Consider the following 26,396-nt stretch of genomic DNA (forward strand, 5'->3'; position numbering starts at 1 on the left):
ACTCCTTTTTGACAATCCTTTTATCTATTACTATTTCATCTATATCTTATCCCAAACTGACGTAATATAGTTATCAATAATTTTGAAGAAGTTATAGAGAAAGTAAGATGGTATTGTTTAAGATGGAGAATTGAAATTTTTCATAAAATTTTAAAATCTGGATTTAGGGTTGAACAATGTAGACTTGCAACAGGAGAAAGATTAATAAAATACTTGACAATCATGAGCATAATTGCTTGGAGAATTTTTTTTATTACTTTAATTGGCAGAACTAATCCTAATCTACCATGTAGTGTAATATTAGCTGAAGAAGAATGGCGAGTTTTGTATGTAAAGATACACAAAGCAGCTCCCCCTAATAATACAATTCCTACAATAAAAAATGCTATAATATGGGTTGCTAAATTGGGTGGGTATTTAGCAAGAAAAAATGATCTAGAGCCTGGTCCTATTGTATTGTGGAGAGGATGGCAACGGTTATTTGATCTAGTTCAAGGTTATCAATTAGCTAACTCTAATATTTGTGGGTAATAGTAAGGCTACTAAAGCAGCCATATACAAGCTTTTTCGAACAAAAAACCTGCCGCCTCTAATATGAGCCCCATTAGTTTTTTGACCGCTTTGGCTTGTTTTTGGGGCGAGTCCAACTAAGCTTGCAATTTCCTTATTGCTCAGCACACCAAGCTCTGGCAGTTCTATTAGCAAAACACTAGCTGTTTTTTCGCCTATACCTTTATAGCTTATCAGCAAATCATTTTTTGCCTTTAAACTCTTATCTTCCTTTATGGCAGCCTTTATATCTTTTCTAATTTCCTCAAGCTGTTTTTTGCCACACTTTATCATTTCCTCGAGATATTTCTTAGCCTTCTCGGATGCAACTTTTGTTCTGCATTGATTAGCATGTATATCTTCTTCTATATTACGTTCTATGCTCCTTAGAGATTGTAATTCTTCTTGTATAACAGAAATTATTTGGTCTCCTTTCTCATCATTAGCAATAAAAGCTGCATATTTCTCAAGTAATAACGCATCCAATTTATCAGTCTTAGCAAAATGGTTACAGACCTTGGCAAAAGCGTGAACTCTATTAGGATGAGCTCTATGCACAGCAAGCCCGGCTTGTTGCAACATCCTCATAACCAAACGTTCATAACCGCCAGTAGATTCCAAAACAGTAAGCACAATATTTCGAGAAGCTACTTCTGATTTTATAAAATCAGAAATAGCTTTATCTGTATTTTTAATCTTACAATGAATATTGTTCATAGATATATCAAGCGTATTTTTTGAAACATCTATTCCCATAAATATCTTGCTTTTTTCGGTCATTTGCTTTACCTATAATTAGTGGTTGTTTTGCAAAGTTTTGATACATGATTGTAAATTCGATCTCTAAAGGATCATCCTACCGTTCGTATTATAATACTTTGCGATTCAAGGAAGGAGTGCACCAAGATTCCCTCGGTCTTTAAAGACCAATCTAAATTAAACGGCGTCACTCCTTCCGACCATATTAACTCCATATTGAGCTAATATTCAAGATACAATCTAAAAACAATAGCCTAAAAGACTATTAAAACCTCAGTTCGATGTAACAAGTTAATACTAGACCCAGTATCATCTCTATTGTGGGTGATGTCACCCCTGCGTAGGCAGGGGTCTAAAGAAGTAGCAAGGATTAAGTGCTTAAACATTTTTAGATCCCTGCCTTCGCAGGGATGACATCGAGCGTGCAGAGAATAATAATTATTCTTACATCGAACTGAGGTTATTAAACATTATTAGATCTCAGCTTTCGCTGGGATGACATCGTTTTGACATTAGTACTACACTGTAGCGCTAAATAGCGTAGTTAATAATGGGAAATGGTATAATAAATAATCAGCAATTTCTTTAAATTATTAAGCCTTTTACTTGTGATTTCCATAGTTTTTTGTACAATTTACTGTTTTTTAGTAATTCCTCATGTTGTCCATCTTCAACTATGCTACCTTCATTAAAAACCAAAATTCTATCCATATTCAACAAAGTTGATAATCTATGAGCTATAACTAATACAGTTTTATTTTGCATTAAGTAATATAGAGAATCTTGTATCAACTCCTCAGTCTCACTATCTAGACTACTTGTTGCTTCATCAAGAATTAATATTGGAGCATTCTTTAATATGGCTCGTGCTATTATTATTCTCTGTCTCTGACCACCTGACAAGTTATTACCCCTTTCGCCACATAAGCTTTGGTATCCTTCTGGTAGACCCTCAATAAATTCATGTATATGAGCTAATTTTGCTGCCTCTATTACCTCTTCTAAGCTAGCATCTTTTTTTCCATATCTAATATTATCCATGACTGTCCTATGAAATAGGATCGGTTCTTGCGGTATTATACTAATATTTTCTCGTAAAGAGTCTTGTGTGACATATCTAATATTTTGCCCATCAATTAGAATTTCTCCTTGGTCTATATCGTGCAACCGTGTAATAAGATTAATAAAAGTTGTTTTTCCTGAACCAGAAAACCCTACTAATCCGACCTTTTGTTGACTAAAAATTGTAACGGATTTATTCTCAAATAAATTATTATTATGATAATATTTAAAACTAACATTTTTAAATATTATCTCACCTGTTGTAACTTTTAGAAGATGGGCATTCTCAATATCTTCTATAATATGAGGTTTCATTAATGATACACTTTGATTAAAAGAACCAAACTCTTCGAACATATCTCCTACTTCCTGCGTTAGATCCCAAATTTCACTACTAACCGTTATAGACAAAGTAAGTATCAATACGCAATCTCCTATAGTTATTTGCATTTGACTACGAAGCTGAGCTAGATAATAAACCATTATAAAAATCATTATAGAACAAGCTATGCCTAGTACAATACGTAGCTTAAACATAAAGAGTTGCATAATTTGTTCATTAACTACAGCATCATCTATTCTTACTTCTAGATTCTGACGTTCAAATTTATGAGAAGTAAACATCCGTATTGCACCAATATTTGCAATTGCATCAACAATACTGCCGGCAACTATTGATTTGCTTCGTGCATAATTTACTGAATATTTGTTTATTGTACTTGAACAGATAACGCTAGTTCCTACAAAAACACAAATATGTATAAGGAATATAGTAGCAAATATTTGATGTACCCAGTACATTGTTCCAAGAGCAAAAACAATTATAGCTAGTTTGTATAGAATTTTCTCTCCAAATAAAGACAAAACTATTTCAAAAGATCTAGCTCCTTCAGTAATACGATTGGTAATATGACCAGCAAGGTTTTCTTGAAAAAATCTATGATTATGGTACTGAGTGTAATTATACATTTCGTCTAATATCTGAGCTTTGATATACGGTATTGTTTTTAGATAAACATAATCATAAATTCGCCACATAGTATTTACACATACCCACCAAAATGCATATATTATTGCCCAAAACAACATGGAGGAAGGTAGGTCTTTAACTGTTTCATCAGAAAAAGACTCAATCAAATTTATAATTTTTTGTAGCAACACACTATCAATAGCTGGTATTATTCCCCGTATTATGCATAACAACCCTAAAATAGTTAGTTTAATTCTTCTTTTCTTTAAAAAATAGAAAAATAACCTTATTGCAGACTTTGAAAAATCAAAACCTTCTAGCACAGCACACACCTCATTACAAAAAAACTAATTAGACTTAAATTAACCTAACAACAAACTCTTGCCACCTTATTACTAAACTGTTATAAAAACGTACACAATATCTGAAGTTGTTTAGAATGAAAGAAAAAAACGTACCTATTTTGAATACCCCAACTAAGAAAACTATAAGCTCATTAGATACTGATAATAATCCCTTTTTTAATGTTAGGTATATTTGTCAATCAACGACTCTAATTACTGAATCTATACAAAAAGGCTTTGATGTCGCCCAGTTACCTAATGGAGATATTACAGTTACAGAAATTAAAACAGTAAATGTTCACTATCGTTGGGATTCTGTTAAACAAAGATTTGTTAAAGTGAGCCAAAGTTAGCATTATACACTATAAATAAAATATATTATTTTTTTTGCAAAATATACTTAGTGTATGTATAATATATTGTATAATTAAGTGACTCGAGTGTGTAATTAATTTAATTTATGGTAATAATATGCTACTTAAGAACATAGTAACCCTCATTGCTGTTACTTTATATTTTAGCCTATCAATATGTTTTGCAACTACCACGCCAAGTAATAACAATCCAGCAGCATCATTAGAAGTATCAACTCCTATTGCATCAACTGCATCTATTAAAATACTAAATGCTTGGGCAAGAGATTCTGCTACTAATAATTCTGCAATATATTTTGAGATTTTTAATGACTCTGACCTCGATTATAATTTGGTAAATGTTTCTTCAGATATAGCTAACAAGGTTGAATTACATAAAAGTTTTGTTGATGAAAAAGGGGTTAGCAGAATGGTAAAACTCGATAAGCTAGTCATCCCAGCTAAAAGTAGTGCTATTTTACAACCGGGTGGTATGCATATTATGCTCTTGGATATAAAAACCATACTAAAAGTTGGTGATCACTTTGATTTATCCTTATATTTCGATAATGGCCTTCAGAAAGTTGTTCAAGTAGAAGTAAAAACAAAGTAGTTAGTCGTTCTTATAATGAATGGATATTTATACGCCTTATGTGCCAGCTATCATAGTACCCTACATTTTTCTATAATCGTCATCGCGAGGCATCTTTAGATGCCGTGGCGATCTAGGTAAACAGCGAAGCTGTTTTTTCTAGTACACTTCGCGTATCTTGGATTGCTGCGTCTCCGCTTTCAGCGACTCCTCGCTAATAGACGATCAGCAGCCATTTTAATAGTGGTTATATAAAAATATGTAGGGTACTATGGTCAGCTATCGTTAACTCTAGTATCGGTAATCGTCTAGATGTCATCTACGCTGGCAAAGCCTCTCTTGGTTATTGTTCCCATTCTTTAGATCATCCGAGTATACCCTTCGCCTTTCAAGTGTTGGCGTTGTGGCACGATGGGACTTCGCGTAGGAACAACGGTTTGACTACGCTCCGCTTACTCGCCTTACTATTACCCACAAAATAACAATGGTGAAAAAGAAGTAAAAATAATATACTGATTTGCAATTAAAATATTACATTGTAGAGGTATAGTATGAGTCAAGAAATAATAAATAATTATTTGACCGAGGAATTTAGTGGAGCTATTTTGGGTGATAAAAGGCTGACAAATAGGTTAATAAAGATAGCTGATAATTTTGCAAATATACCTGAAAGCTCAATTAATCAAGCATGTGGAAATTGGGCAGAAACAAAAGCAGCATATCGTTTTTTTAAAAACGATAATGTTAAGGAATCAAAAATATTAGAAGCCCATATTGCTAAAGCAGTAGAAAGAATCAAAGAGCATGATAAAGTTCTTGTTATACAAGATACTAGTTATATCACATATACTAGTCATAAAAAAACTACTGGATTGGGTGTGTTATCAAGAAAAGAGGGAAAGAATGTTAAAAATATTGAATGTAAAGGTCTGATAATGCATACTGCCTTTGCGGTTGCTACCAATGGATTAGCACTTGGGTTGTTGGATCAAAAGATTCACAATAGACCAGCAGTGCCTGAAGAAATACAACAGTTAAAAAAAACTAGTCATGGTAATGCGGTACATATTAAAGATAAAGAAAGTATGAAGTGGCTTAATGCATTACAGAACACTATTAATGCAACGAATAATAGTAATACCCAAATTATAACTGTTTGTGATAGAGAAGCTGATATATATGATTTTTTTGAATTGGCACAAGCTCAGAAATCTAAAGTTTTAGTTAGAGCTGCACAGGATAGAGAAATAAATAAAAAGTCAAAATATTCCAAAAAAGATAGACAATATTTGTGGAAGGTAGTATCGGGTTTCCAGTGTGCTGGAGAAATAGCAGTTAAAGATACTAGTCAAGAAAATAAAGCTAATAGGATTAGACATTTGGAAGTTAGATTTGGAAAATTTATAATGAATCCTCCTGTAAACAATGTAAGACATAAAACAGAAACATTGCCAAATTTACCAGTATATGCCATCAATGTTATTGAGCGTCGTCCCCCTAGTGGAACAACACCATTAGAATGGATGTTACTAACCAATATAGTTATCAATAATTTTGAAGAAGCTATAGAGAAAGTAAGATGGTATTGTTTAAGATGGAGAATTGAAATTTTTCATAAAATTTTAAAATCTGGATTTAGGGTTGAACAATGTAGACTTGCAACAGGAGAAAGATTAATAAAATACTTGACAATCATGAGCATAATTGCTTGGAGAATTTTTTTTATTACTTTAATTGGCAGAACTAATCCTAATCTACCATGTAGTGTAATATTAGCTGAAGAAGAATGGCGAGTTTTGTATGTAAAGATACACAAAGCAGCTCCCCCTAATAATACAATTCCTACAATAAAAAATGCTATAATATGGGTTGCTAAATTGGGTGGGTATTTAGCAAGAAAAAATGATCTAGAGCCTGGTCCTATTGTATTGTGGAGAGGATGGCAACGGTTATTTGATCTAGTTCAAGGTTATCAATTAGCTAACTCTAATATTTGTGGGTAATAGTAAGGCTTACTCGCCACTCGTACGCCTAGCCAACTCTTGAAATTCATCGGGTATATACGCAAATCTCCCACATTTTTGCGAAACTAATTCTTTAAAGCAGAAGAGTATATAAATATTTTAATGAGGCTGCCCTGCTAATTAAAGTTTTAGTACTTTTAATTTTTAACTATATCATTTATATTCGAGAACTTAAACATAGTATGTGTAATTATATATGACCATTATGTCTGATAATTGGATAAGAAAAATGTGTATAGAACACGATATGATTGCACCTTTTACTGATACGCAGGTTAGATTGAATAATTCAGAGAGAATTATTTCTTATGGTTTATCTTCATACGGTTATGATGCAAGAGTCTCGAAGGAATTTAAAATATTTACTAATATTAATTCGGCAATAGTTGATCCAAAAAATTTTGATGAATATAGTTTAGTAGACAGAGAGGTTGATGTTTGTATTATTCCACCAAACAGTTTTGCTTTAGCAAGAACAATTGAGTATTTTAAAATTCCAAGAGATGTGCTAGTTATCTGTGTTGGCAAATCAACCTATGCAAGATGTGGTATAATTGTTAACGTAACGCCGTTAGAACCGGAATGGGAAGGGCATGTGACATTAGAGTTTTCCAATACTACCCCACTGCCAGCAAGAATTTATGCTAATGAAGGAGCATGTCAATTTTTGTTTTTAAAAGGTGATCAAACTTGTAATATATCTTATGCCGATCGTTATGGGAAATATATGAAACAAAAAGGTGTTACCCTTCCAATAACTTAAAATTTAAAATGTAAAGGACTATATTATTATGAAAGATACTAACCAAAAAGAAATGCCTCATATCGCTGTTAATGCACAATACATAAAGGATTTGTCTTTTGAAAATCCAGATGCTCCGAGATCTTTAGTATCTTTGGAACGTAATCCACAAATTGATTTATTCCTAGACCTCAATATTTCTAATTTACCTGAAGAGAATTTTTATGAGGTAGAATTAAGTATAGAAGCTAAAGCAATGAGTGAAAAGCATAAACTATTTATAGTGGACCTAAAATATGCGGGGGTTTTTAATTTAATTAATATAGAGGAAGAACAACACCAAATAATACTAGCAATTCATTGTCCAGCAATGATTTTCCCATTTGCTAGAAAAATTATTGCTGATGTCACTCAGGATGGTGGTTTCCAACCATTGATGATTGACCCGATTGATTTTGGTGCTTTATATCATAAAAAAATGCAAGAAAATGATAATTAACCAAGTAATATTTATACTACTCGTAAATGAAGAGTTAATAGACGAAGATCAAAATTATGAAGTGCTAGGAGTCGAAGGGTCGAAGAACGGAGCGTACATTTAGTACGTGAGTACTGAAGATTCCTGAAGACGACAACGCAATTCTTGATTTTCATCGAGTATACTTGATATATACTCAAATGATTTGGATAATTGGATTCGAAAATGAGGGGCGAGTAAGCGGATTAGCAAAACCGCTTTAAGAATGCATTTTTCCTTATATTAAAGCCAATTCAGGATAAGAATTAACTAATTCTTATCTCGAATTGGGGTTGCTTGGATCTTATTTTGATAAAATTACTTGCTCTTATAGAGATAAAATGAGAACATAGACTATGTAATAAAGAATAATAAATTAATATTATAGAAAAATTTGTTAATGGGAGAAATGTCATGAGGGTACTGTTAGTAGAAGATAATAGTGATATAGCTAGTTCTATTGAATTAACCTTAGCTTCAGAAGGAATTATTTGTGAGGTGGTGGAGTTTGGTACAGAAGGAATAGAAATAGCTAAAATTTATAATTATGATTTAATTATTTTAGACCTGATGCTGCCAGATATTAGTGGATTCGAAGTCCTACTGAGATTACGTTCTGCTAAAGTAAAAACACCTATACTGATTTTATCAGGTATTACTACAGTTGATCAAAAAATCAAAGGACTTACGTGTGGGGCAGATGATTATATCACAAAACCATTTAACCGCGAAGAGTTAATTGCTCGTATTTATGCAATTGTTCGTCGTTCTAAAGGACATTCTGAGTCAGTGGTTAGGTTTGACAAGGTAAGTATTCATCTTGATACTAGAATTGTAGAAGTTGATGGAACAAGGGTTCATTTAACGAATAAGGAATATGCTATTTTAGAATTATTAGTCTTACGTAGGGGAACAGTACTGAATAAGGAGATGTTCTTAGACCACCTTTATAATAGTGTTGATGAGCCGGAGATTAAAATTATAGACGTATTTGTATGCAAATTACGTAAGAAATTAGCTGATGCTGCTGGTGGTACAAACTACATTGATACAGTATGGGGACGTGGTTATATGTTGAAAGAATATGATGAACAAGAAACATTATTACATCATTTTCAAGGAGAAGTTATTGAACCATCTCTAGAATCAGGAGTAGAAGATAACAAAGAGTCGTGATAATAAAATAGATTGTGATTTTTATCAAAGATATGACAGAAACTTAATTTAATATAGATAGAGCATCATGATACCTAGCAAGATAGAATTAACCGGTAAAGTCTATATTAAATATGTTGATCCTATACCAGCACCAGATGTCGGGGATGTTAAGCTTTTATTAAATGATGATGCATTGAGTCTTAATAAAGGAGATTATGATAACTTAAAGTCAAGTGGTTATATTAAAGCAAAAATTTTTGATGGACTTGTTTGGCAAAATATTAGTATAAGTGAGTTATGTCTCGAAAAAGAACATAAATTTACCAAAAAACAAAAATCTATTGACTCAGCCTTGCTGTGCCGAAGTATAATTGAAAAACATCGGGGAGTCACGTTGCACCGAACTTATAGAGGACATTTTACTACTCAAGAATAGACTTCGTAAACAGGGGACTAATAAATGGAAACAGATGACAAAAAACCAAAGGACTCTAGAAAATTGGCAGACCAAATTAAGGATGCATTAGTAGGCATCACTGATGATGAACTTGGATCTGATGAGGCGATGGAAATTTTCAATGAGTTAAGTAAAAACGATGCTTTCGAACAGGAAATAGAACAAATATTGGCTTGTCTTAACGAGCAAACAATGGATCTAACAAAATTACAGACACAGATCATCCTATTAATAAAAAAATATTTAGGTAAACTTGGACACAAGAAATTAGAAAAATTAGGTGTTAAAATTGATGAGAACCTTGTTAGTAAGAATGTTGCTGAAGTAAGTAGTTACTTAATGCAACAACATTCGCAATTGGTAAAAGAAGCTAACCGAGGTTTGATAAAATCAAAAGATAAGCTACAAGGTATAAGTAATCAATCTAGATTGGAAGCAAGGCGTTTAGTGAAAAATTTTGCTTTATACCAAGTTTATAAGTTCATGAACCCTAAAAGAATAGCTGGAGAAACAAAGGAAGAAAATTTTGCTTATAATATGATTAGAGGGGGGATAGATCTAGCTAAAAAATATGAAGGTGGATCGAAAAATGATCTTAAATCTTATTCTCCAGAATTTATCAAAAAATTAGATAAGGCTCATCAGAATTTTAAAGGTAGTGGTAGGACAATTTATTGATTAATGCGAGTTACCCATTATACCCTAATTCGGGATAAGAATTATAATTCTTATCCCGAATTAGCTGTGATATAAAGAAAAATGTACTCTTGAAGCGGTTCTGCGAGTACATTTTAACTTTTTTACCGTTCAATAGATGATTTTAATTATTAAAATCATCTATTGAACGCAAATGATATTTTAACAATCAGGGGTAGAACCGCTTCAAACCTGATTGTTTCTATATATACAGCCGAATTTGGGATAACTTGTTATCCCGAATTCGCGTATTATGGATTATTTTATGTTCCAATTGAAGTAGGAGAAGTATACGCGAAATTTTGCAAAGTCAATTCATTAGAGTAGAACCACTATGAAAGCAACATTATATATCTTAAGTGCATTTGGACTTGGAGCAATGAAAGCTAGTATAGTAAAATCTCTTAATAGTAGTATACCTATTTCTCTAGTTGTATTTTTACAATTCTTTCTTTGTGCTATCTTTTTTTTACCAAAAGTTATTAGGTCTCGTGGTCAATTAATAGTATCACAGCGATATTGTGCATTAATTACAAGGGGATTATTGGGTACAGCATATTGGTATTGCATGTTTTCATCAGTAAATTACTTGTCTCTTTTCAATGTTAGTACACTTACGAATCTGTCTCCAATTTGGGTACTGCTAATAACGGGTATTTTTACTGATAAATCTATAAAAAATGATCTATTATTTTTAGCAATAATTGGGTTTATTGGCTGTTTATTAATACTGAAGCCATCAGTAGAAATTATAAATTTAGGAGCCATTTTTGGATTATTTAGCGGAATATTTATGGCATTAACTATTATATCATTACACAACCTACTAAAAACAGAGACCTCAGATAGAGTATTAGTGTATTATTTTTGGATTTCCTCTCTTATTATGTTACCATTTTTAGTGGATTTTAATATAACGCAAGTTTCTTCAAAGGATTGGATATTGCTATTAATCAACGCTCTGTTGATGCTTTTACACCAAATATTATTAAATAAGGGATTAGAAATTGGTTTAGCTACTGAAATGAGTATACTAGCTTATAGCAGCGTTGTATTTTCTTTAATTTTAAGTGTAGTTATATGGCAGGAAATACCGGATAGTTTTCCAATTATTGGAGCAATAATAATAATTTCAAGTGGAGTATATATATCTAGGAGACAAAAATCGTAAGCAAAAAAAGTAGAGTAAGATGAATATACCTATTAGTTTAACCTCAGTTTGATGTAATAAATTAATAGTAGGCTTAAGTAATCATCGCCATTAGGGATGACATCGGTAGTGGTTAAACTTACATCTATAACAACTAATGACTGTGACTTTTAAATTACCCTGCCTAACAAGTAGTAAATGAAGCTTTACAAATTGGCAACATTTGTAGTATATAAGAGCCTAGGATTAAATTATTTAAAGAATTATAAAAATGAATATTCATGAATACCAAGCAAAGATGATTTTGAGGCAATATGGTATACCTACTTCTACAGGAGTTGTAATATTGCAAAAAGAAGACATCGATAGGCTAATTGATGGTTTAGAAGCAGAAATATATGTGGTTAAAGCCCAAATCCACGCAGGTGGTAGGGGAAAAGCTGGTGGTGTAAAAGTTGTAAGAACTAAAGAAGAGGCAAAGAAAGCAGCACACGCAATGTTTGGCATTAACTTAGTAACTCATCAGACGTCAGCTATTGGCCAAAAGGTTCGCCATCTCTATGTTGAATCTGGGTGTGATATTTTAAAAGAATATTATTTTAGTGCCGTTTTTGATCGTAGTAATAGCAAGGTAACTTTTATAGCTTCTACTGAAGGTGGGATAGATATCGAAGAAGTTGCTCATAATACTCCAGAGGAAATTATTAAAGTATCAGTTGATCCTGCAACAGGCATACAGCCATTTCATTGTCGTAGAATGGCATACAAGCTTGGCTTTAAGAATGAGCAGGCAAAACAAATGATGAAAATTGTTGAATCAACCTATCGAGCTTTTATAGCAACTGATGCTAATCAAATTGAAATTAATCCATTAATAACAAAAGCTGATGGTAGTTTATTGGCACTTGATGCCAAGATTAACTTTGATGATAATGGATTATTTAAACATCCTGATATTTTAAATATGCGGGATGATGATGAAGAAGATGCTCTTGAAATAAAAGCAGCTGGTCTTGGTCTTAGTTATGTTAAGATGGATGGTACTATTGGTTGTATGGTGAATGGGGCTGGGCTAGCTATGGCTACAATGGATATTATCAAGCTTTATGGTGCTGAACCGGCAAATTTTTTAGATGTTGGTGGTGGGGCTGATCGTGAGAAAGTAACGGAAGCGCTAAAAATAATTTTATCAGATTCACATGTACAAGGGGTTTTAGTTAATATTTTTGGTGGTATAATGCGTTGTGATATAATAGCCGAAGGAATTATTGCTGCAGTGAAAGAGATTGGCATTACAGTTCCACTGGTTGTACGTTTAGCTGGGACCAATTTTGAATTAGGTAAAAATATTTTAGCAAATTCTGGTTTAAAAATAATTGCTGCAAATGATTTAGGTGATGCTGCTGTTAAGATCGTCGATGCAGTAAAATAATTCATATAAAAAATACGGAAAATGCATATATGTCAATATTAGTTGATAAAAATACAAAAGTAATTTGCCAAGGTTTTACTGGCTCTCAAGGGACTTTTCATTCTGAGCAGGCCATCAGTTATGGTACTAAAATGGTAGGAGGGGTAACTCCTGGAAAAGGTGGAAATACTCATCTAGATCTACCTGTATATAATACAGTACATGAGGCAGTTGCAAAAACTAAGGCTACTGCCAGCGTTATTTATGTTCCACCACCTTTTGCTGCTGATTCAATTTTGGAAGCTATAGATGCAGGAATTAGTTTGGTAGTGTGTATTACAGAAGGAATACCGATACTTGATATGATAAAGGTCAAAAGGGCATTAATCGGATCAAAAACTAGATTAATTGGGCCAAATTGTCCTGGCATTATTACTCCTGATGAATGCAAAATTGGCATAATGCCTGGTTATATTCATAAGAGAGGCAGGGTGGGAATTATATCCCGGTCCGGTACTTTGACTTATGAAGCAGTAGCACAGACTACAGCTGTTGGTCTTGGTCAATCTACCTGTATTGGTATTGGTGGAGATCCAGTTAACGGCACCGATTTTGTTGATTGTATTGAAATGTTTTTACAAGATGATGAAACAAAATCGATTATTATGATTGGTGAAATAGGTGGGGGTGCTGAGGAAGATGCTGCTGAATTAATAAAAAGCTCAAAGATTAAAAAACCAATGGTTAGTTTCATTGCTGGTGTTACTGCTCCTGAAGGTAAAAGAATGGGGCATGCTGGTGCAATTATTTCTAATGGACAGGGTTCAGCTGAAGATAAGTTGGAGGCGTTGCAAAGTGCAGGTGTTACTATCACTAGATCGCCAGCTGATATTGGTAAAACTATGTTTGAACTATTAGAAAAGCTCTAAACCCATAGTACCCTACTTTTTTTATATAACCACTATTAAAATTGCTGCTGATTATCATTGCGAGGAGTCGCTGAAAGCGGCGACGCGGCAATCTAGGATACGAGAAGCGTACTAGAAAAAACAGCTTCGCTGTTTACCTGGATCGCCACGGCATCTAAAGATGCCTTACTATTACCCACAAAATAACAATGGTGAAAAAGAAGTAAAAATAATATACTGATTTGCAATTAAAATATTACATTGTAGAGGTATAGTATGAGTCAAGAAATAATAAATAATTATTTGACCGAGGAATTTAGTGGAGCTATTTTGGGTGATAAAAGGCTGACAAATAGGTTAATAAAGATAGCTGATAATTTTGCAAATATACCTGAAAGCTCAATTAATCAAGCATGTGGAAATTGGGCAGAAACAAAAGCAGCATATCGTTTTTTTAAAAACGATAATGTTAAGGAATCAAAAATATTAGAAGCCCATATTGCTAAAGCAGTAGAAAGAATCAAAGAGCATGATAAAGTTCTTGTTATACAAGATACTAGTTATATCACATATACTAGTCATAAAAAAACTACTGGATTGGGTGTGTTATCAAGAAAAGAGGGAAAGAATGTTAAAAATATTGAATGTAAAGGTCTGATAATGCATACTGCCTTTGCGGTTGCTACCAATGGATTAGCACTTGGGTTGTTGGATCAAAAGATTCACAATAGACCAGCAGTGCCTGAAGAAATACAACAGTTAAAAAAAACTAGTCATGGTAATGCGGTACATATTAAAGATAAAGAAAGTATGAAGTGGCTTAATGCATTACAGAACACTATTAATGCAACGAATAATAGTAATACCCAAATTATAACTGTTTGTGATAGAGAAGCTGATATATATGATTTTTTTGAATTGGCACAAGCTCAGAAATCTAAAGTTTTAGTTAGAGCTGCACAGGATAGAGAAATAAATAAAAAGTCAAAATATTCCAAAAAAGATAGACAATATTTGTGGAAGGTAGTATCGGGTTTCCAGTGTGCTGGAGAAATAGCAGTTAAAGATACTAGTCAAGAAAATAAAGCTAATAGGATTAGACATTTGGAAGTTAGATTTGGAAAATTTATAATGAATCCTCCTGTAAACAATGTAAGACATAAAACAGAAACATTGCCAAATTTACCAGTATATGCCATCAATGTTATTGAGCGTCGTCCCCCTAGTGGAACAACACCATTAGAATGGATGTTACTAACCAATATAGTTATCAATAATTTTGAAGAAGCTATAGAGAAAGTAAGATGGTATTGTTTAAGATGGAGAATTGAAATTTTTCATAAAATTTTAAAATCTGGATTTAGGGTTGAACAATGTAGACTTGCAACAGGAGAAAGATTAATAAAATACTTGACAATCATGAGCATAATTGCTTGGAGAATTTTTTTTATTACTTTAATTGGCAGAACTAATCCTAATCTACCATGTAGTGTAATATTAGCTGAAGAAGAATGGCGAGTTTTGTATGTAAAGATACACAAAGCAGCTCCCCCTAATAATACAATTCCTACAATAAAAAATGCTATAATATGGGTTGCTAAATTGGGTGGGTATTTAGCAAGAAAAAATGATCTAGAGCCTGGTCCTATTGTATTGTGGAGAGGATGGCAACGGTTATTTGATCTAGTTCAAGGTTATCAATTAGCTAACTCTAATATTTGTGGGTAATAGTAAGCTAAAGATGCCTCGCGATGACGATTATAGAAAAAAGTAGGGTGCTATGCTCTAAACCTTAGAGGTAATGACTGCAAAAGCTACAGAAGTTGGGTAATCGTCTGAAATGGACAAGTGAATTTTGATTTGTCCAAATTTGTTTGGATTTTCAGGATGACAAATTTGGACAAAGGGCTTTCCTAAGGCATCATTTAGTACAGAGATGTCTTTAAATTGTAAACCCCGCCCAATTCCGACACCAAGGGCTTTGCTAACTGCTTCTTTCGCAGCAAACCTTTTTGCCAAAAAACAACCATATTGGTCTTTGCTTAGAGAAGTTAGCTTTTGTATTTCCGTTTTAGAAAGAATTTTGTTTATAAAACGCTGGTCATATAGGTTTAAGATCCTTTCTATTCTTGGAATTTGTACTATATCTGTACCAACACCAATAATCATTTTTGTTCATCATCACTAGCAGTATCATCAAATATTTGATCATCTAAATCAGAGTAGTCTTCAGTAACACAAAGATCTGAGCCGCTTGGTAAATAATCAAACTCTTCTACAGCAGTATCAAGGGAAGCATCAGTATTTTCTTCATCAATAGGATCGATTCTACTTTTTGTTCGAAGACGTTTTAATAATTGTGCCTTTAGGGCTGGAATCGTTATATGACCAGCAGCTATTTCACGTAATGCCAGCACAGTTGCCTTATCACCTTTAACGTTATTAATAGTCATTTTACTACCGGAATTTATATCATTTGCTCTTTGAGCAGCTAAAGCTACAAGTTTAAACCTATCGTGAATTTTGCCAACACAATCTTCAATCGTTATTCTAGCCATAATACTCTCTTTTTAATCTTACAATAACGGATCAGTATAAAGTATAATTAGTATATTTCAAGAATAGAATTTTCATTGCCTCTCTATGGTAGTTTAAAAATCGTAGCTACAGGTGGAAAGATATAAGGGAACTACAAAGAACTGGGGGAAATATTATGTTTTTTTGAGCATTTCTTTATATAAATCTAAGGTTTTACTAAGCATTAAATCAAGGGAAAAATTATCGATTACTGCTTTTCTTGCTGCTTGTTGTATTTTTTTACCTTCATTGGTTTTGAGTATAGATAAGCAATGTTCGATTTTTTCTGCTAAATCGACAGCATCGTTTGGTTTGACATGAAATCCAGTTTTTTTATCTAATATTGTTTCAATAGCTCCACCTATATTTGTAGCAATTACTAGCTTTTCCATTGATTGTCCTTCAGTTATAGTTCGACCAAATGCTTCTGGCTCAATTGAAGTAGATATTACTATATCTGAAATACCGTAAAGGCTGAGCATATCAGCTTCATTACCAAAAATTTGAATTTTACTTTGTAGCTTCAATAAGTTTATAAGAGATTTTACTCGGTTGGTAAAATTGGGATGTTTGGATAAATCTCCAACCATTAGACAGTAGAAATCTAGATGTTTTAATTTGCCAAGTGCTTCAACAAGGGTAAGATGCCCCTTCCAACTGGTCATTCTTGATGGTAATAATATTATAGGAGTATTGTTAGATATACCGTATTTCTTTTTATGTTTTAGTAATTTTTCTTCTGTAACATTTTTTGGATCGAAATAACGATAATCTACCCCTCGACATATTACAACAATTTGATCTTCTAGGATTTGATAATTAATTAATATATGGTGTTTTACAAAATTAGACACAGCTATGATCTTTTCGCCTTTGACCATGACGCTATTATAAAAATGTTTGAAAGGATTCGAGATGTTGTAGACTCCGTGAAATGTTGTTAAGAATTTAGCACCTGTAGCCTTTGCCGCCATATAACAACTCCAAGCTGGAGCTCTCGATCTTGCATGTACTATATCTACGTTATATTCCTTAATTATTTCTGACAGAATTCTTGCGTTTTTCCATATTGTCAAAGGATTTTTAGTAGCACTATTCATAGAAATATGTGGCACTCCTGCCGCCACTAATTCTTCAACCAATGAACCACCAGATGAAACTACAATCACGTTATAATCAACTTTTTTTAACATTTTAGCCACTTCAATTGTTCCTCGCTCTACTCCACCAGAGAATAAAGCTGGAACTACTTGCAAAATGGTGGGTTTATGATATCGTTTGGGTGAATCTGATGAAATCATTAATCTTTTACATAATTAATTTAAATGCGTAAAATATATAATACAGAAAAGAAAAGATTTATCACTTACAATCATCACGAAAGTAGTAAAAAAAATATGCCATCGGTAATTTTTTTGCATGGCTTAATGTCGGGTATGAATGGTAAAAAGGCTATATTTCTTGAGAATTACTGTAAAAAACGTGATTATAATTTTATCACATTTGATAACTTTGGTCATGGAGAATCATCAGGTAGATTTCTAGATGAAACGATTGGATCTTGGCTTACAGGGGTTGAACTAGTTTTAAATAAACTTGTAGTGCAACCAGCTATTATAATAGGCTCCAGCATGGGTGGTTGGTTAGCCATTCTTGCTGCTATAAAATTTCCTAGTAAAGTTTGTGGTCTTGTTTGTATTGCTCCTGCCCTAGATTTTACAGAAACTATTTGGCAAAATTTAACTGAAATGCAAAAAACACAAATGCAACAACAAAATCACCTTGAAATTGGCAGCCCTAATTGCAACTATAAATATCCAATAAGTTATCAATTAATACTCGAAGCTAGAAATCACTTGTTACTAAATTCAAATAGTATTAATCTTAAGGGAGTTATTCATTTAATTCACGGGATGCTAGATGAGGACGTACCTTATACCATCTCAAATAACCTTGTAGAAAAGATTACTAGTGATATGGTAGTGATGAAATTAATAAAAGACGGAGTTCATACTCTTGTACGAGAATCAGATTTAGCTATAATAGCTAATTCTTTGGAAGAAATAATAAACTTATCATTAGAACTATGAATAAACATATATTTGCTAAAACAACTAAGGTTTCCGATTTTTTAAAAATATCAGAAGTAATAGATAAGCTAGATCAAGATAGTTTGGTGCTTTTTGATGTAGATGACGTACTTATCATGGATCAAGATGAATATCGCTTAACTCATCCTTATAGACGGCAGTGGCGTGCTGAAAGCAAAAACCGTCTTACGAGAGAAGAAAGACATCTTTTATTCAGTATTATTTTAAAAAATCGTACTATTCGCTTAGTGGACTATAATATAACTGATATACTAGGTAGATTATGGAAGATGCAAATCCCAACTGCTGCTCTGACCAAATTATATACAGGGAAATTTGGTGTTATTGAGGATTTTACCAATTGGCGTCTTACAGAGCTTAAAGGGATAAATATAGATTTTATGAAATCTACTCCGATAAAAGAGGAAATATTAGTTGATGAATTACATATTGGGGGTGGTGTGCCAATGATGAAAGAAGGGGTGATTCTTACAGCCGATGTTGATAAAGGTGCAGTATTAGAGAATATTTTACACAAAAAAAACTACTATCCTAAAACAATAATATTTGTTGACGATATTTTAGAAAATATTGAGTCAGTGGCAAAAATATGTAGCAAATTACAGATTAATTTTTATGGTTTTGAATTTGACGGAGCTTCTTTGATCCCGGAAACAGAACTAGATAAAAAAAGTGAAAAAATTCGTTTTGAGATTTTAGAGAAGGAACATCGTTGGATAACAGATTTAAAACTATAATTATTTTTTTGTGTATATGCATTACTTCTTGCTGTGCTATAGCTGAAGAACAAGAAAGTATTGGGGTAAAAGCTACTAAAGTACAAATGGCTGATTTATATAATGTTTTCAGCGTTATAGGACAATGTAAGAGTGGTATGAGCCGTGATTATTATGCAAATGTTTCTGGTAGACTTGATTTAGTATCTACTTCCCAAGGAGGTAAGATCCATCAAGGTGATGTTTTGCTTATTATTGACCAAGATTTAGCTATGTCAATTAAGTCACAAGCGGAAGTCTCTTTAAGAAAAGCCAAGGCTTCTTATAGCCGTAACAAGGAATTACTTGCCAAAAAATATATTAGTAGTGATGTGCTAGACAAATCTAGCAGCGAGTTAGAAGAAGCTAAGCTTGCTTTTGCTAAAGCAATGAATAGTTATAACGATATGGTTCTTATAGCTCCATTTGATGGATATATTGGTATAATAAAATCCAAAATAGGGGATAAGATAAAACAAGGAGATTATCTTTTTAGCATTATTGCTCAAAACTCTACTACTAATAATATTTTAATGGAGCTACCTGAGGGGCTTTATAATCAGGTGTCAGAATCCACTAATTTAGTGATAACCGATAATAAGGGTGGATTAATTAATGGAAAAATTGCTGAAATCTCACAATATGTTTCAGATAATGGCACTATAAGTGCTAAAATTATCGTTGATTCTAATAGTAATATTGTGCATGGAAGCTATGTAAATATAGATCTAATTCTTAACAAACATAGGAATTTAGCTGTGCCTAATCAATCAGTACAGAGTAATAATAAAGGTGAGTATTTTGTATATAAACTCAATGACAATAAGGTACAACAACTTTATGTTACACTTGGCACTAGTTTAAATGGTTTAACAGAGATTATATCAAACGAAATTAAGGAAGGAGATATGGTGGTACTGGAAGGAGTTACTAAGATTTATGATGGTAGTGTCGTCAAATTGTTAGATTAACCTGAATTCAATGTAACAAAGTTACATTGTTAAGCATCAACTGCGAACGATGTCATCAACTAAGATTAAATTAACAGAGGATTAAAATGGAATATATATTATTAGTTTGTAGTATCGTGGCAATTCTTATTATTGTACAGATGGTTAAGGTTGTACCACAACAACAAGCATGGGTTGTAGAAAAGTTTGGAAAATTTGATAGGGTTTTGCAGCCTGGATTGAATATTTTGATACCAGTGATTCAGAGAGTAGCCTATAAACACACTTTGAAGGAGGAAGCTATTGATGTTACTGCTCAAACAGCCATTTCCAATGATAATGTTACGTTATTAATAGATGGTGTTTTATATGTAAAAATTGTTGATCCAGTTGCTGCATCTTATGGTGTTAGTAGTCCATATTATGCCATCACACAGCTTGCACAGACAACCATGCGTTCAGAAATAGGTAAATTACCATTAGATAGGACTTTTGAAGAACGAGAAACCTTGAACATCGCTATTGTGTCTGCTATTAACCAAGCTGCAATAAATTGGGGGATACAATGTATGCGTTATGAAATTAAAGATATTCAGCCACCGCAAACAATACTTAAAGCGATGGAATTACAAGTTGCAGCAGAACGTCAGAAACGAGCTCAAATTTTGGATTCAGAAGGCAATAGACAAGCAAAAATAAACCATGCAGAAGGTGAGAAGGCTCAAGTTGTATTAAATTCTGAAGCTTCCTATACTGACCAAGTCAATAGAGCTAAAGGTGAAGCTGAGGCAATAGGATTAGTAGCAATGGCTACTGCTAAAAGTATTGAAGTTATTGCCGCATCTATTCAAAAGTCTGGGGGTAATGACGCAGTATCTTTAAAAATTGCTGAACAATATATAAATGCTTTTGGTGAGTTAGCCAAAGATAGTAATACAGTAATTCTACCAGCAAATCTTTCTGAACCAGGAAGCTTTATAACTCAAGCTTTAAGCATTTTTGATCAGCTAAAATCAGTGAGCAATAAAAAATTGTCTAAAGAATCTTCTGTGAAGAAACAAACGAGTGCTAGTGAGTAATTACTTATTTAACTTGAATTCGACATAAAAATAATTATTATTCTTAGCATCTTCGATATCACACCTAACAGGGGATGATACTGATAACAAGTTATATCGAATTCAGGTTACAATAAATTTAGGAGAAAATTTAATGACATACGTGCCTATAGTAATTGAACAAACCCCTAGGGGGGAAAGAGCCTATGATATCTATTCTAGGTTATTAAAGGAACGCATCGTTTTTGTTTGTGGTCAAATTGAAGATTATATGGCCAATGTGGTGATTGCACAATTACTATTCTTAGAGGCAGAAAATCCAGAAAAAGATATTTTTATGTATATTAACTCTCCTGGTGGTGTTGTGACTTCTGGCTTGGCAATTTATGATACTATGCAATATATTAAACCTAAAATTTCTACTCTTTGTATAGGGCAGGCTTGTTCCATGGGGTCTTTGTTGCTTACTGCTGGTGAGAAAAATATGCGTTATTCCCTACCACATAGTCGTATAATGATCCATCAACCGTCAGGTGGTTACCAAGGGCAAGCTACAGATATAGAAATTCATGCTAAAGAAACCATGAAATTAAAAAGAATGCTCAATAACTTATATGTCAAGCATACAGGGCAAGAACTAGATTCTATTGAGAAAAGTATGGAACGTGATAATTTCATGGATCCTGAAGTAGCTAAATCTTTTGGACTTGTTGATGAAATCATCACCGATAGAGCAAAAATCTTAGTAAGAAAATAGCCTTTGCAGGTTATTTTTGCATCCTCGCCGCAGCTCGGATGACATAAACTAAAAGTCGGGCTGCAAACCTAATAGATAAAGGAAAAAGTGCTTAATATGCACTCGATGTCATCCCAGCGAAAGCTGGGATGACATCGATGGTGGTTGAATTTATATCTATAACAACTATTAATTGTGATTTTTGCATTATCCTGCAATTGAGTGGCCTTAAGGCTAATTGTTAAACTGAGTCTTGACTCCTACTCATCCATTGACGATGCTCCCATTAGTTGTGGTTCGTTATTATGATTAGTACAATAAATCTCTTCGTAAGTAGTGTTTTCTGTATATTTTGCTACTTCTTTATGATTCATTTCTTTAGTAAATAACATTAATTTTTTGTTATATTCATTTATATAAGTTTTATAAGCCAGTAATCTAGGGTGTGTCATCAATTAAGTTGACAGGAGCGTTTATTTGTTGTGTAATAGAGAAAAAATTAAGGATAAATTTTCTCTATGCGTCGATATGCTCTACGTGACGATCAATGGGATCGGATTAAAGATAAGCTACCTGGAAGGGAAGAGTCTGTTGGTGTAACAGCCAAGGATAATCGCCTATTTGTAGAAGCAGTCTTGTATCGATATAGGGCTGGTATACTGCTCGTAAATGAAGAGTTGGTAGACGAAGATCAAAATCAACAAGTGCTAGGAGTGTCCAAGCCGAGGAGCACAGCGTACATTAGTACGTGAGCACCGCAGGTCTTGGACAACAACAACGCAATTGTTGATTTTCATCGAGTATATACCTTGGAGAGACCTACCTGAACGTTTTGGAGATTTTCGAGTGATTCACCTACGTCATTCAAGGTGGAGCAAGACAGGTGTGTGGAAAAAGGTTTTTGAGATGCTGGCTGAAGATGCTGATAACGAGTATGCCATGATTGATTCAACCATTGTTAGGGCTCATCAACATAGTGCCGGTGCTAAAAAAAAGAGTTAGATGATGACCAAGCAATTGGACGAGGTAAAGGGGGGCTGAGTACTAAAATCCATGCCACATGTGATGCTCTAGGGAATCCAACGGGATTCCATCTTACCCCGGGTCAAGCTCATGATTTGCAAGGATCTGATGTTTTGATGAATGAATTGACGAAAGCGGATGCTGTACTTGCTGATAAGGCTTATGATGCCGATGTACGTATGCGAGATAAGCTGAAAGATAAGGGATGTATAGCTGTGATTCCCCCAAAGAAGAATCGTGTGAATCCAGCTAAGTATGATAAGGACCTATATAAAGCTAGGCATTTGATTGAGAACTTTTTTGCAAAATTGAAGCAATATAGAGCTATTGCAACACGATTTGACAAAACATCTCAGAACTTTTTGGGTGCTGTTTATATGGCTTCCATGGTAATTTGGCTCAATTGATGACACACCCTAGTATCACTACTACAATCTTTTGCTTCATAAATACCATGTTTTAAGTACTTAATTCCATTTTCAGCATTTTTTCTTGAGGTAAAACCTTTTGTTAGAATATTCTCCCACTTACTAAGATTAATATCTAATTTTAAACTAGAATCAATAGCAGCGTATAAATTAGGAAATATATTAATTGCATCTAATAACTTAATTTTAGTCTCTTCATTGATTGTCCATCCAGCATCTTGATCTTTATTAACTGGATTTATCGATTGTTCTAAAAGAAGTTTTTTACTTAATTTGAAGTATTGGTCTATTTTTTGAGGGTCATAGCTATCAATTATATCATCATACGAAGACAAAGTTTGTGTTGGTCTAGTTTTTTCTTTTGTAACTCTTTTTTCTATCTGTGACTCTTCGTCATTACTTAGAGTTATTTCATTCAGTTCTTTGTGTGCAATTTCTGCTTGCTCTTCCGGATACGATTCCTGAGGAGTCTCTAAAAGTTCCTTACAAATTTCTAAAATGTCTTTGTGAAATAAGTATAAAGGATCGTTTGATTTATAGCATATAGCTAGATCTATATATTTTAAGGCAATGTTATAATTGGAAATATCAGAATATAATACTGACAGCTTATAAAATAGTGCTGATGTTATATCAGGATCAAGCTTTTTTATAATTGCACTGACATTCTCAACACAATTATCTAATAATAATCTAGCTTCTGCCTGAAATTTAGGTAAGATTTTTTTAAACTCTTCTTTTTTCTTTACTATCTCATCTTTTAATATTGACCTATAAGATTCTATGTGTTCTTCATCATTTAATGATATAGCCAATTTAAGATTGCTAATAACTATATTGTACTTATCTGCATAACATAAATCTTTTATTAATTGCAATTCAGTATATTCTTGGTTATGTAAAATATTTTTCATCATCTTTACACAAGGTAACGCATCTTGATGTTTATTAAATATATCCTCTGCTTTATTATATACTCAATTAACCTGAAGAGTTGCAGAAATGGTTAACGGTAATAGTTTGGAAATTATCGTTTATTAAGGTACGTAACCTATCTTTATAATCACCGATGTTGCTAAAAAATTTGTTTATTGCTTCCGAAAATTGTTCAAAATTATGATAAAATTTATTATTAGTTGTAATACGGTGCATAAACTTCCATAATCTCTCAATTGGGTTCAGATTTGGACTATATGATGGCAAAAATACTAGCTCTATTTTCGTATTTACTAGGTATTCCTTGACTTTCTTGGATTTGTGGTAACTAGCATTGTCACAGATTAAATATATTCTCTCCTTGTCACTATTCTCCTCTTCTAACTTTTGTAAAAAATTAACTATCTGCTCCCCATTTATTTTGGGGTTCTCTGTACTTACTAACTGCAAATCGGCTAGGTTAATAGCACCAATCATGTGCTTTCTTTTCCAGCCACTGAATGTTGGTAAGGTTTTATCTTGGTTCTTTCTTATCCAACCACACCTTGCCCTTGCTTGATACTGAGGATGAACACCATCCATAAAATATATAGCTTCCTTATCTCTGAGATTCCCTTTTAGCAAACTGTAGTTTAACTTAAATAATTCTTGCTTGTCAAAATCCAGCTTAGCCGGTACTATTTTCGGCTTCTTGTAAACAAATCCCAGTTTGTATAGTAATTTTGTTACTCCCGTTATCGTATATGTCACACCATATTTGTTCTCAATGTGATGCATAATATCTTTCGCATAAACATAATTATTTGCTTCTAGGTGAGTCACTAATTCTGTCTTCTCACCATCACTTAATTTGCTTGCACTACCCCCATTGTCGGTATTAAGCTTATTGGCTTTTTGATAATCAACAATATGTTTTCTTATCGCTTCGTGGCTCAAGAGTAGTACCTTAGCAATCTCTACATTACTATACCCATCGTCATACATCAAAACTGCCTTAATACGATCACGTATGCGTCCGTCTCGTTCTGTCTTATGACGTTCCTTCAACTTTTCTCTTTGTTCTTCTGTCAATACATTCTTACTCATAATGTCCTAAACTTTATAATATCTCTCCTATCTTTGCAACTCTTCATTTATGAGTAGTATATTCTCCTATTTTATCGTATAGATGATATAATTTAATGACAGCATCTTGATCAGCATTATATTGATAATATTTTTCAAAATAATCTGTAGCTTCTAAAAGTTTATTCTCAAGTATTAGCAGCAGTCCATTATTCCAGTAATGATTGGCTTGTAATACTTTAAAATCTTGTTGTTTATCAATCTCATGAAGTTGAGAAGAACGTATTAATTGATCTGTAATGTTTAAAAAATATTTTGCGTCTTCTATATTATGAATATTAATAAAATACTGTGTTAAGTTTTGGGAAAGTATTATTGAATCTTTAAAGAGTTGCTTATTACGAATTACTGTTAAAGTATCTCGATCCATTGATCCAATAACTTTGGTAAAATCATAAAATAATTCAATAAACAGATCGTTCTTATCTATAGAATCTATAATTGATAGGAAAGACTGTTTTATACAGGATATCTCTTTAGGTGTTACTGTGTTTTGTGATTTATAGTTGTGTAAGTTTAGTAATGCTTCGGCATAAGATGTCCATATCTTTTCACTTTGACTTATATTTAAATTATTTTTGCTAGAGATTACTTTTACTATATTATCATTTGGTTTCTCAAATTTGATTCTTGGATCAGTTGGATGAATTTTGCCAATTTTAATATTGGCATAGTTTTCAATAAATTTGGCAAATGATTTGTTGTATGTATACTGCATCCCCTTATATTCTTGATGAGAATGTAAATTAACAAGCAAATATTCTGTTGTTAGTTCTGTATTATCCCCCAACATTTTTTTCTTAATTAGTTCCATTAACACTTCATAATGAGCATTAGAACAAATATTGTTTATAAAAGCTTTATTACTTTGTCTTGTTGGAAGTAAATAAAGTGAATCAAAATTCACTTTATTTTCTCTTTGTGGTAAAAGCTGAAATTTTATTTTGCTCATATAATTTGCATTTAATTAGTTAAACATTAACTATTACCGTTATAAACAGATTG

The 26,396-nt window shown here is 32.9% G+C and carries 26 protein-coding genes and 2 pseudogenes; 19 read left to right on the forward strand and 9 right to left on the reverse strand.

What is annotated here, in order from left to right; translation table 11 throughout:
- Positions 1–63 precede the first annotated feature (63 nt).
- Positions 64–531: pseudogene (locus tag AAGD29_RS01745) on the forward strand (IS4 family transposase); the annotation flags it as partial.
- Here AAGD29_RS01745 and AAGD29_RS01750 read toward each other — a convergent pair.
- Both AAGD29_RS01750 and AAGD29_RS01755 read right to left on the reverse strand, forming a co-directional pair.
- Positions 505–1,329 carry a transposase gene (locus AAGD29_RS01750; protein ID WP_341758283.1) on the reverse strand — a complete coding sequence of 275 codons (825 nt, stop codon included), beginning with the start codon at positions 1,327–1,329 and terminating at the stop codon, positions 505–507. The pseudogene AAGD29_RS01745 and the gene AAGD29_RS01750 overlap by 27 nt on opposite strands.
- 564 nt (positions 1,330–1,893) lie before the next feature.
- A complete protein-coding gene (locus AAGD29_RS01755) occupies positions 1,894–3,663 on the reverse strand; it encodes an ABC transporter ATP-binding protein (protein ID WP_341758284.1) in 1,770 nt (589 codons plus the stop codon).
- A 116-nt stretch (positions 3,664–3,779) separates the two neighbouring features.
- Here AAGD29_RS01755 and AAGD29_RS01760 point away from each other — a divergent pair, with 116 nt between their 5' ends.
- The 12 genes from AAGD29_RS01760 (at position 3,780) to AAGD29_RS01815 (ending at position 15,420) form a co-directional block, all read left to right on the forward strand.
- Positions 3,780–4,037: a DUF2671 domain-containing protein gene (locus AAGD29_RS01760; RefSeq protein WP_341754314.1), complete on the forward strand. Its 258-nt coding sequence runs from the start codon at positions 3,780–3,782 to the stop codon at positions 4,035–4,037.
- Between the two features lie 118 nt (positions 4,038–4,155).
- Positions 4,156–4,650 carry a copper chaperone PCu(A)C gene (locus AAGD29_RS01765; protein ID WP_341758285.1) on the forward strand — a complete coding sequence of 165 codons (495 nt, stop codon included), beginning with the start codon at positions 4,156–4,158 and terminating at the stop codon, positions 4,648–4,650.
- 530 nt (positions 4,651–5,180) lie between these two features.
- Positions 5,181–6,632 (forward strand): IS4 family transposase, encoded by a 1,452-nt coding sequence (locus tag AAGD29_RS01770; RefSeq protein WP_341757292.1) that lies wholly within the window; start codon positions 5,181–5,183, stop codon positions 6,630–6,632.
- A gap of 217 nt (positions 6,633–6,849) precedes the next feature.
- Positions 6,850–7,416, forward strand: a complete 567-nt coding sequence (gene dcd, locus AAGD29_RS01775; protein WP_341747229.1) for a dCTP deaminase — start codon at positions 6,850–6,852, stop codon at positions 7,414–7,416.
- 28 nt (positions 7,417–7,444) lie between these two features.
- Positions 7,445–7,894 (forward strand): protein-export chaperone SecB, encoded by a 450-nt coding sequence (gene secB / locus AAGD29_RS01780; RefSeq protein ID WP_341758286.1) that lies wholly within the window; start codon positions 7,445–7,447, stop codon positions 7,892–7,894.
- Positions 7,895–8,326: 432 nt separating this feature from the next.
- Positions 8,327–9,088 (forward strand): response regulator transcription factor CtrA, encoded by a 762-nt coding sequence (gene ctrA, locus AAGD29_RS01785; RefSeq protein WP_341758287.1) that lies wholly within the window; start codon positions 8,327–8,329, stop codon positions 9,086–9,088.
- Positions 9,089–9,155: 67 nt separating this feature from the next.
- Positions 9,156–9,506 (forward strand): hypothetical protein, encoded by a 351-nt coding sequence (locus tag AAGD29_RS01790; RefSeq protein WP_341758288.1) that lies wholly within the window; start codon positions 9,156–9,158, stop codon positions 9,504–9,506.
- Between the two features lie 24 nt (positions 9,507–9,530).
- Positions 9,531–10,205 (forward strand): DUF5394 family protein, encoded by a 675-nt coding sequence (locus AAGD29_RS01795; RefSeq protein WP_341758289.1) that lies wholly within the window; start codon positions 9,531–9,533, stop codon positions 10,203–10,205.
- Between the two features lie 352 nt (positions 10,206–10,557).
- Positions 10,558–11,394 carry a DMT family transporter gene (locus AAGD29_RS01800; protein ID WP_341758290.1) on the forward strand — a complete coding sequence of 279 codons (837 nt, stop codon included), beginning with the start codon at positions 10,558–10,560 and terminating at the stop codon, positions 11,392–11,394.
- A gap of 250 nt (positions 11,395–11,644) precedes the next feature.
- Positions 11,645–12,805, forward strand: coding sequence for an ADP-forming succinate--CoA ligase subunit beta (sucC, locus tag AAGD29_RS01805; protein WP_341758291.1), 1,161 nt, complete (start codon positions 11,645–11,647; stop codon positions 12,803–12,805).
- A 29-nt stretch (positions 12,806–12,834) separates the two neighbouring features.
- Positions 12,835–13,713 carry a succinate--CoA ligase subunit alpha gene (sucD, locus tag AAGD29_RS01810; RefSeq protein ID WP_341758292.1) on the forward strand — a complete coding sequence of 293 codons (879 nt, stop codon included), beginning with the start codon at positions 12,835–12,837 and terminating at the stop codon, positions 13,711–13,713.
- 255 nt (positions 13,714–13,968) lie between these two features.
- A complete protein-coding gene (locus tag AAGD29_RS01815) occupies positions 13,969–15,420 on the forward strand; it encodes an IS4 family transposase (protein ID WP_341757292.1) in 1,452 nt (483 codons plus the stop codon).
- A gap of 57 nt (positions 15,421–15,477) precedes the next feature.
- Here the strand turns inward: AAGD29_RS01815 and acpS are convergent, their stop codons facing one another.
- The 3 genes from acpS to AAGD29_RS01830 form a co-directional block, all read right to left on the reverse strand.
- Positions 15,478–15,861 (reverse strand): holo-ACP synthase, encoded by a 384-nt coding sequence (gene acpS / locus AAGD29_RS01820; protein ID WP_341758293.1) that lies wholly within the window; start codon positions 15,859–15,861, stop codon positions 15,478–15,480.
- Entirely contained in the window at positions 15,858–16,250 is a 393-nt protein-coding gene (gene rpoZ, locus AAGD29_RS01825; RefSeq protein ID WP_341758294.1) for a DNA-directed RNA polymerase subunit omega, read from the reverse strand. The genes acpS and rpoZ overlap by 4 nt, the downstream gene beginning before the upstream one ends.
- 153 nt (positions 16,251–16,403) lie before the next feature.
- Positions 16,404–17,570 (reverse strand): glycosyltransferase family 4 protein, encoded by a 1,167-nt coding sequence (locus tag AAGD29_RS01830; RefSeq protein WP_341758295.1) that lies wholly within the window; start codon positions 17,568–17,570, stop codon positions 16,404–16,406.
- A 24-nt stretch (positions 17,571–17,594) separates the two neighbouring features.
- On the opposite strand from AAGD29_RS01830, the gene AAGD29_RS01835 reads away from it, so the two are divergent.
- The 5 genes from AAGD29_RS01835 to clpP all read left to right on the forward strand — a co-directional run bounded on the left by AAGD29_RS01835 (position 17,595) and on the right by clpP (position 21,900).
- Positions 17,595–18,359, forward strand: coding sequence for an alpha/beta hydrolase (locus AAGD29_RS01835; RefSeq protein ID WP_341758296.1), 765 nt, complete (start codon positions 17,595–17,597; stop codon positions 18,357–18,359).
- Positions 18,356–19,117 (forward strand): DUF2608 domain-containing protein, encoded by a 762-nt coding sequence (locus tag AAGD29_RS01840; protein WP_341758297.1) that lies wholly within the window; start codon positions 18,356–18,358, stop codon positions 19,115–19,117. The genes AAGD29_RS01835 and AAGD29_RS01840 overlap by 4 nt, the downstream gene beginning before the upstream one ends.
- Positions 19,093–20,106: an efflux RND transporter periplasmic adaptor subunit gene (locus tag AAGD29_RS01845; protein WP_341758298.1), complete on the forward strand. Its 1,014-nt coding sequence runs from the start codon at positions 19,093–19,095 to the stop codon at positions 20,104–20,106. The genes AAGD29_RS01840 and AAGD29_RS01845 overlap by 25 nt, the downstream gene beginning before the upstream one ends.
- An 86-nt stretch (positions 20,107–20,192) precedes the next feature.
- Positions 20,193–21,164, forward strand: a complete 972-nt coding sequence (locus AAGD29_RS01850) for a stomatin-like protein (protein ID WP_341758299.1) — start codon at positions 20,193–20,195, stop codon at positions 21,162–21,164.
- A gap of 133 nt (positions 21,165–21,297) precedes the next feature.
- Entirely contained in the window at positions 21,298–21,900 is a 603-nt protein-coding gene (gene clpP / locus AAGD29_RS01855) for an ATP-dependent Clp endopeptidase proteolytic subunit ClpP (RefSeq protein WP_341758300.1), read from the forward strand.
- 239 nt (positions 21,901–22,139) lie between these two features.
- Here the strand turns inward: clpP and AAGD29_RS01860 are convergent, their stop codons facing one another.
- Complete coding sequence (locus tag AAGD29_RS01860; protein ID WP_341758301.1) at positions 22,140–22,331, reverse strand: hypothetical protein; 192 nt, start codon at positions 22,329–22,331, stop codon at positions 22,140–22,142.
- 66 nt (positions 22,332–22,397) lie between these two features.
- On the opposite strand from AAGD29_RS01860, the pseudogene AAGD29_RS01870 reads away from it, so the two are divergent.
- Positions 22,398–23,309: pseudogene (locus tag AAGD29_RS01870) on the forward strand (IS5 family transposase).
- Here AAGD29_RS01870 and AAGD29_RS01875 read toward each other — a convergent pair.
- From AAGD29_RS01875 to AAGD29_RS01885, 3 genes are all read right to left on the reverse strand, one after another.
- Positions 23,276–24,244, reverse strand: coding sequence for a hypothetical protein (locus AAGD29_RS01875; protein ID WP_341758302.1), 969 nt, complete (start codon positions 24,242–24,244; stop codon positions 23,276–23,278). The pseudogene AAGD29_RS01870 and the gene AAGD29_RS01875 overlap by 34 nt on opposite strands.
- Positions 24,245–24,311: 67 nt before the next feature.
- Complete coding sequence (locus AAGD29_RS01880; RefSeq protein ID WP_341757979.1) at positions 24,312–25,352, reverse strand: IS630 family transposase; 1,041 nt, start codon at positions 25,350–25,352, stop codon at positions 24,312–24,314.
- Between the two features lie 43 nt (positions 25,353–25,395).
- Entirely contained in the window at positions 25,396–26,343 is a 948-nt protein-coding gene (locus tag AAGD29_RS01885) for a hypothetical protein (protein WP_341758303.1), read from the reverse strand.
- Positions 26,344–26,396: the final 53 nt, after the last annotated feature.

The sequence above is a fragment of the Candidatus Tisiphia endosymbiont of Ditula angustiorana genome (assembly GCF_964026425.1).
Classification (GTDB): Bacteria; Pseudomonadota; Alphaproteobacteria; order Rickettsiales; family Rickettsiaceae; genus Tisiphia.

Excerpts from the sequence above, each read along its gene's own strand:
- AAGD29_RS01750 (WP_341758283.1), bottom strand. The coding sequence starts at position 1,329 with ATGACCGAAAAAAGCAAGATATTTATGGGAATAGATGTTTCAAAAAAT.
- AAGD29_RS01760 (WP_341754314.1), top strand. The coding sequence starts at position 3,780 with ATGAAAGAAAAAAACGTACCTATTTTGAATACCCCAACTAAGAAAACT.
- AAGD29_RS01765 (WP_341758285.1), top strand. The coding sequence starts at position 4,156 with ATGCTACTTAAGAACATAGTAACCCTCATTGCTGTTACTTTATATTTT.
- AAGD29_RS01770 (WP_341757292.1), top strand. The coding sequence starts at position 5,181 with ATGAGTCAAGAAATAATAAATAATTATTTGACCGAGGAATTTAGTGGA.
- dcd (WP_341747229.1), top strand. The coding sequence starts at position 6,850 with ATGACCATTATGTCTGATAATTGGATAAGAAAAATGTGTATAGAACAC.
- secB (WP_341758286.1), top strand. The coding sequence starts at position 7,445 with ATGAAAGATACTAACCAAAAAGAAATGCCTCATATCGCTGTTAATGCA.
- ctrA (WP_341758287.1), top strand. The coding sequence starts at position 8,327 with ATGAGGGTACTGTTAGTAGAAGATAATAGTGATATAGCTAGTTCTATT.
- AAGD29_RS01790 (WP_341758288.1), top strand. The coding sequence starts at position 9,156 with ATGATACCTAGCAAGATAGAATTAACCGGTAAAGTCTATATTAAATAT.
- AAGD29_RS01795 (WP_341758289.1), top strand. The coding sequence starts at position 9,531 with ATGGAAACAGATGACAAAAAACCAAAGGACTCTAGAAAATTGGCAGAC.
- AAGD29_RS01800 (WP_341758290.1), top strand. The coding sequence starts at position 10,558 with ATGAAAGCAACATTATATATCTTAAGTGCATTTGGACTTGGAGCAATG.
- sucC (WP_341758291.1), top strand. The coding sequence starts at position 11,645 with ATGAATATTCATGAATACCAAGCAAAGATGATTTTGAGGCAATATGGT.
- sucD (WP_341758292.1), top strand. The coding sequence starts at position 12,835 with ATGTCAATATTAGTTGATAAAAATACAAAAGTAATTTGCCAAGGTTTT.
- AAGD29_RS01815 (WP_341757292.1), top strand. The coding sequence starts at position 13,969 with ATGAGTCAAGAAATAATAAATAATTATTTGACCGAGGAATTTAGTGGA.
- acpS (WP_341758293.1), bottom strand. The coding sequence starts at position 15,861 with ATGATTATTGGTGTTGGTACAGATATAGTACAAATTCCAAGAATAGAA.
- rpoZ (WP_341758294.1), bottom strand. The coding sequence starts at position 16,250 with ATGGCTAGAATAACGATTGAAGATTGTGTTGGCAAAATTCACGATAGG.
- AAGD29_RS01830 (WP_341758295.1), bottom strand. The coding sequence starts at position 17,570 with ATGATTTCATCAGATTCACCCAAACGATATCATAAACCCACCATTTTG.
- AAGD29_RS01835 (WP_341758296.1), top strand. The coding sequence starts at position 17,595 with ATGCGTAAAATATATAATACAGAAAAGAAAAGATTTATCACTTACAAT.
- AAGD29_RS01840 (WP_341758297.1), top strand. The coding sequence starts at position 18,356 with ATGAATAAACATATATTTGCTAAAACAACTAAGGTTTCCGATTTTTTA.
- AAGD29_RS01850 (WP_341758299.1), top strand. The coding sequence starts at position 20,193 with ATGGAATATATATTATTAGTTTGTAGTATCGTGGCAATTCTTATTATT.
- clpP (WP_341758300.1), top strand. The coding sequence starts at position 21,298 with ATGACATACGTGCCTATAGTAATTGAACAAACCCCTAGGGGGGAAAGA.
- AAGD29_RS01860 (WP_341758301.1), bottom strand. The coding sequence starts at position 22,331 with ATGACACACCCTAGATTACTGGCTTATAAAACTTATATAAATGAATAT.
- AAGD29_RS01875 (WP_341758302.1), bottom strand. The coding sequence starts at position 24,244 with ATGAAAAATATTTTACATAACCAAGAATATACTGAATTGCAATTAATA.
- AAGD29_RS01880 (WP_341757979.1), bottom strand. The coding sequence starts at position 25,352 with ATGAGTAAGAATGTATTGACAGAAGAACAAAGAGAAAAGTTGAAGGAA.
- AAGD29_RS01885 (WP_341758303.1), bottom strand. The coding sequence starts at position 26,343 with ATGAGCAAAATAAAATTTCAGCTTTTACCACAAAGAGAAAATAAAGTG.